This window comes from Streptomyces sp. HUAS 15-9, from assembly GCF_025642155.1.
Classification (GTDB): Bacteria; Actinomycetota; Actinomycetes; order Streptomycetales; family Streptomycetaceae; genus Streptomyces.
This window is the reverse complement of sequence record NZ_CP106798.1, coordinates 8,330,133-8,335,163: the sequence shown is the minus strand read 5'-3', so window position 1 is coordinate 8,335,163 and position 5,031 is coordinate 8,330,133. Positions and strand designations below refer to the sequence as shown.

At 67.6% G+C, this 5,031-nt stretch carries 2 protein-coding genes and 1 pseudogene; 2 read left to right on the top strand and 1 reads right to left on the bottom strand.

All coding sequences use genetic code 11. The features are described 5' to 3' along the window. Positions 1-182: 182 nt before the first annotated feature. A complete protein-coding gene (locus N8I87_RS37950; protein ID WP_263215393.1) occupies positions 183-1,331 on the bottom strand; it encodes a ParB/RepB/Spo0J family partition protein in 1,149 nt (382 codons plus the stop codon). A gap of 565 nt (positions 1,332-1,896) precedes the next feature. On the opposite strand from N8I87_RS37950, the pseudogene N8I87_RS44545 reads away from it, so the two are divergent. After that, positions 1,897-2,355, top strand: a pseudogene (locus N8I87_RS44545) (ATP-binding protein); the annotation flags it as partial. Between the two features lie 129 nt (positions 2,356-2,484). Next, a complete protein-coding gene (locus N8I87_RS37945; protein WP_263215392.1) occupies positions 2,485-4,767 on the top strand; it encodes a LuxR family transcriptional regulator in 2,283 nt (760 codons plus the stop codon). Positions 4,768-5,031 lie beyond the last annotated feature (264 nt).

Here is a 5,031-nt window from a genome sequence, read left to right as displayed (position 1 = left end):
CGTTCCCCTTCAATAGAAAGACAACCAGCTGAAAAACAACCTGCTGCCGACAAGAGGCAACCCGCTACCAACTGGTCCGGCATTCGGAATCGGACCATGACGTCATCCGGTTTTGGGCATGGGTGAACCGGTCGAAGAACACGGAGACGACTCTGTCTCCGTTTCCGTCGACTGCCCCATTCCTACGCCCGGATTTCCGGCTCTGAGTATCTGTGCTCCAGCGGCCCGCCGTGCCGGCCCTGGCGGGTGGCTCGCCTGGTGGGCACGGTGTCCAACTGGCCGGCTTCCACGCTTGGACGCGCCGGCGGTGAGCTGTGTGTTTCGGCCATCCTGCGTTCCACCCGCAGTACGAGTTCCGCCCACATCCCCGCGCATTCGCTGGCCAGGTCGGCCACGATGCCGCCGCAGTGCGACGGGACGTTGTCGATGATCTCTTGCCACTCCTCGGTGCTCATGGCGTGGATGTTGAGCAACCGCAGCAGCGCGCGACCGGTCTCGCTGAACCTCAGGGCCGGGTCCGCCTTGAGGCGTTCCACGGCCGCGGTGCGGTTCTGTACCGGCGTTCGATCGGTCGCCGCGAGGATTGCGGAAGTTGCGGGACTTGCGGGACTTGCGGTCGTTGTGCCGGGGGCGATTGGTGTGCTCGCGGATGCCTGTTCCGTGCTTCTTCTGCGGCTTGATATGCGCAGAGGATCTTCGCCGCGGCTCATTCGGTTTCTCACATCCCGTGCGGTCTCTGGCGATATGGCGGCCGCGCGGGCGATCTGACGTAGCGACAGACCTGGATCCTGGGCGATGAGTTCGCTGGCGAGCCTGCGCCCCTCGTCGCTGTTGAGTGGACGGACCCTGCCGTCCTTGCCGAGCCGGCTCGGCTGTGTGTTCGGGCCGCCCGATGATTTTCTGCGCAGTTCGGCGATGGTTCCGGGGGCGAGGCCGGTCACCGAGGCGATCATCCGGTCCGACCAGTGCGGGTGAGAGGTGACGATGCGGCCGGCCGCGTGTTTTCGGTCCGTCATCGTCAGAGGGAGTCCGTGAGCGATGTTGGATTCCACTGCCAGTACAAAGGCATCGGATTCGGTGCCGTCGAAGAATCGGACCGCGATCGTTTTCTGACCACGCCGTTCGGCGGCCCGCAGCCGGTGCAGGCCGTCGATGACGCGCATCGTGGCCCGGTGCACGATGATCGGGGGCAGGGTCGTCTCTGCCGCGACCAGTGCTTCCACGTGCTCCGGGTCCGTTCCGCGGCTGCGAGGTGAGTAGGTCGTCGAGAGCGAGTCGATCTCCACCTCGACGACCGTGTTCTGATCGAATTGCGCGTGCTCAGGTTTCAACTGCAGCTCCCCGTTGCCCGTTCGGATTCATCCGCGCCCGTTCACGTCTCCAGAGCGCCGGCAGGCGCAAATATGACGTGCACAAGACACATCAGCCCCGCCGTCGGCCGTGCTGAATCCGAAGGCTGCTGCTCAGCCCGTTCGTTGGCACACATCTCGAATTACTTGATTTTTGTACCCCAGTCGCATCTGGCTGGAGTACCCCCCTACCGCCCCTATCGGCTCCGTTGCGTTTCTGATCAAGCGGGGCCTTCATTGAGCATGGTGAGACGCACGATGAACAAGCGCCTCATGGAACACGGCCCCCGGGCGAAGCCCGGCGTCCGGTCACCGTACGTGATGGCACCGCAAGCCGCGATGCCATTCGGATCACTGTAATCCGCTCATCAAACAGACCGGCACCAACTGCATTTATGCAGCAGGCACATGTCGTATCCTTGTGGTAGTCGCCTATTCGCTGTGGCAGAATCGAGTCGGACACAGCCGAATCCGATAGTTGGCTTCGGTTCCGTGGATCGCTGTCCGACGATCAGGCGTCAGGATGGTTACGACGGGGGACTCATAAATGAGGATGGTTGAACGCGACAAACAATTAACAATCATGGAGGACATGCTTGACGCATGCATTGCGGGGCACGGCGGAGTGGTGTTTGTCAGCGGGCCGGCGGCAAGCGGGAAGACGGCGTTGCTGCACAGTTTCAGGGAGCGCGTCGCCACCTCGGGTGCACTGTTCCTCCAGGCCACGGCCTCGAGTGCGGAACGTGATCTACCGCTCGGCGTAATGGAGCAACTGCTCCTCGGCGCGAATCTGCCGGCGGCTGAGGACGCGCGCACGGCCGAGTTGCTGGAGCGGGCGGCACGCGCTCCGCAGGCATCACCGGATGTCATTTCACGGCTGTGCGGAATTCTTTTGGCGAAAGCCAGGAGAACTCCACTGGTACTGACCATTGATGACAGCCATCATGCTGATGGGCAGTCCATGGAATGCGTGCTTTATCTGGCACGGCGAATCGCGATCAGCCGGGTACTCGTGGTACTCGGAGAGATCAACAGCGTGCCTTCCGGAAATCTTCACTCACGGGCCGAGCTGTTACGACTGCCCGGCTGTCGGAGTATCCGGCTCGATCTCCTCTCGTGGCGCGGAGTGACGGAGATGATCCAGTCGGCCCGGGACGAGTGGCCGGCCCGCGCGTTCCCCGGGGACTTCCACTGGAGGGACTTCCATCGGATCAGCGGCGGCAACCCACTGCTGCTGCGCTCGCTGATCGACGACTACAGCACCGCGGCCGGGGCGGGCGCCGTCGAGCCGGTGCCGGGTGCCTTCTTCGCACAGGCCGTGACGACGTGTCTGTACCGCATCGGCACATCGCTCGGGAACACCGCGTGCGCGCTGGCGGTGCTCGGCCCGCACGCTTCGCCGGCCGAGCTTGCCGACGTACTCGGCATCGACTCGGACTCCGCCCGGCGCAACCTGGGCGCGCTCGCCGAGACGGGCCTGCTGCACTCCGGCTGGTTCCGGCACGAGGCGGCCCGCGACGCGGTGTTGCGGAGCATGGATGCCGCCCAGCGCTCCCAGGTGGAGACGTGTGTGGCCCAGGTGCTCCACGACCACGGCAACTCGGCGACCGATGTGGCGCGTCATCTGATCGCCGCGGTCAAGCCCGGCGAGGCTCCGTGGATGCTGCCCACCCTGCTGGAGGCGGCGGACCGGGCGCTGGCCGATGACGATGTCGACCTGGCCCTCGACTGTCTGCGCGTGGCACGCGACATCTGTACCGACGAGCGGGACGCTCTGGCGATCAGAATCGGGCTGGCCCGGGCGGGCTGGCGGGTCAACCCGTCCGCCGCGGCCGCGCATCTGCCCGAGCTCACCGCCGCCGCGCTCGCGGGCCGCCTCCCGGCCGGGCACGCCCACGCCCTGATCGGCTACCTCCTCTGGTTCGGTCAGGTGGACGAGGCACTCGCGGTCTTCGACACCCTGGGCAAGCGCGGCACCATGGTGGCCGGACCGTCGGCGGAGCCGTGGGAGCCGCAGTCGTCCGACCGCGTCCGGCTCTGGATGGCCTACGGCTATCCAGGGTTGCGGAGCACTGTCCGGCCCGCTGTGCCCGGCGTACCCCAGCAGGGCTCCGCACCGGCCCTGGCCCCGGCGCAGAGCACAGTGCGGCGCGTCGCGGATCTGCTCGGCTCGGTGTTCGGCCGCCGGGCGAGCGACGACGTGGTGGTCCGGACGGAGCAGATACTCCAGGGAGCCCGGCTGGACGACAACGTGCTGGCGTCCGTCCTGACGGCCCTGGGCTCGCTCGTGCTCGCCGACGGACTGATCCGAGCGGCCTACTGGTGCGACACGTTCCTGGCGGAGGCCACGGAACGCCGAGTTCCCATGTGGCAGGCGCTGTTCGCGTCGGTCAAGGCCCTCATCGAGATCAGGCTGGGCAGACTGGAGGCGGCCGAGGAGGCGGCTCGTACTGCGCTCACCCTGGTCTCCCCGGAGGCCTGGGGGGCGGCCGTCGCACTGCCGGTCGCTTCCTTCCTCCAGGCGAAGACGGCGCTGGGGCGGCTGGACGAGGCGGCCGCGCAGCTCAGCATCCCCGTGCCCGAGGCCGCGTTCCAGACCCCGGCCGGGCTGCTCTGTCTCAGGGCACGCGGTCAGTACCGTCTTGCGGCCGGACACCCCTACCCCGCGCTCGACGACTTCCACGCGTGCGGCGAACTGATGGCCCGATGGGATCTCGATCTGCCCGGGCTGGTGCCATGGCGGACCGACGCGGCCGAGGTCTATCTGTCGCTGGGGGACGGCGGCCGTGCTCGTGCGCTGGCGCAGGAGCAGCTCTCCCGAGTGGGCACCGGGCGCCCCTGGACACGTGGCGTCTGTCTGCGTGTGCTCGCCGCCACCGTCGAGCCGCCGCAGCGGCCGAACCTCCTCGGAGAGGCCGTGGAGATCCTCCGGGAGCGGGGGCACCGACTGGAGCTGGCCCGCGCGATGCACGATCTGGCCGGTGCCCACCGGGACCTCGGGGACGAAGGGGGATCGCGGACGCTGGCGCGCCAGGCGCAGCAGTTGATGCGCGAGTGCGGTATACAGCCGGCGGAACCGGAAGGTGCGGCGAGCGGCGACAGGGCGGCGGTTTCCTTCGCCGACCGGACGTGGACACGGGGCGTCCATCCCGAGCTCGTCGGTCAGCTCAGCGATGCCGAGCTCCGCGTGGCGAAGCTCGCCGCGCGGGGGCACACCAACCGGCAGATCGCGAGCAAGCTGTTCATCACGATGAGTACCGTCGAGCAGCATCTGACCCGCGTCTACCGCAAGCTCAGGGTCCGGCGCACCGACCTGGCAGCCCGATTGCAGTCGGAGGAGCCGGACGGCGCGCACTGGACCGGCGACGAGCGGCCGAGTGCCGGTGTCACCGACGCCCGGGAACGCATGCGCTGTTGAGCCCTCGCCACCGAGGTGCGGCGCGACCGGAACTCCGCGCCGCACCTGCGGGCTCTCCGGGGCGTGCGTCACGCCGGTCCTCTCCTCAGCCACTGTGTGAGCCTCCTGGTGGTGGGACGGGAGGTCGACTGGAACCCATTTCTACGGGGCGTCCGGTCACACCGCGGTCCGAAGCCGCCTCGGGACGGCTGAGCGTGACCGTCAGGAGTTGCGAGTCACGAGTTGTGAGGGGCGAGTCGCGAATGGGAGGCGCAGCCCAGCCGG

What these genes read in the sequence shown, in the direction of transcription:
- N8I87_RS37945 (WP_263215392.1), top strand. Translation starts at nt 2,485, where the DNA reads ATGATCCAGTCGGCCCGGGACGAGTGGCCGGCCCGCGCGTTCCCCGGG.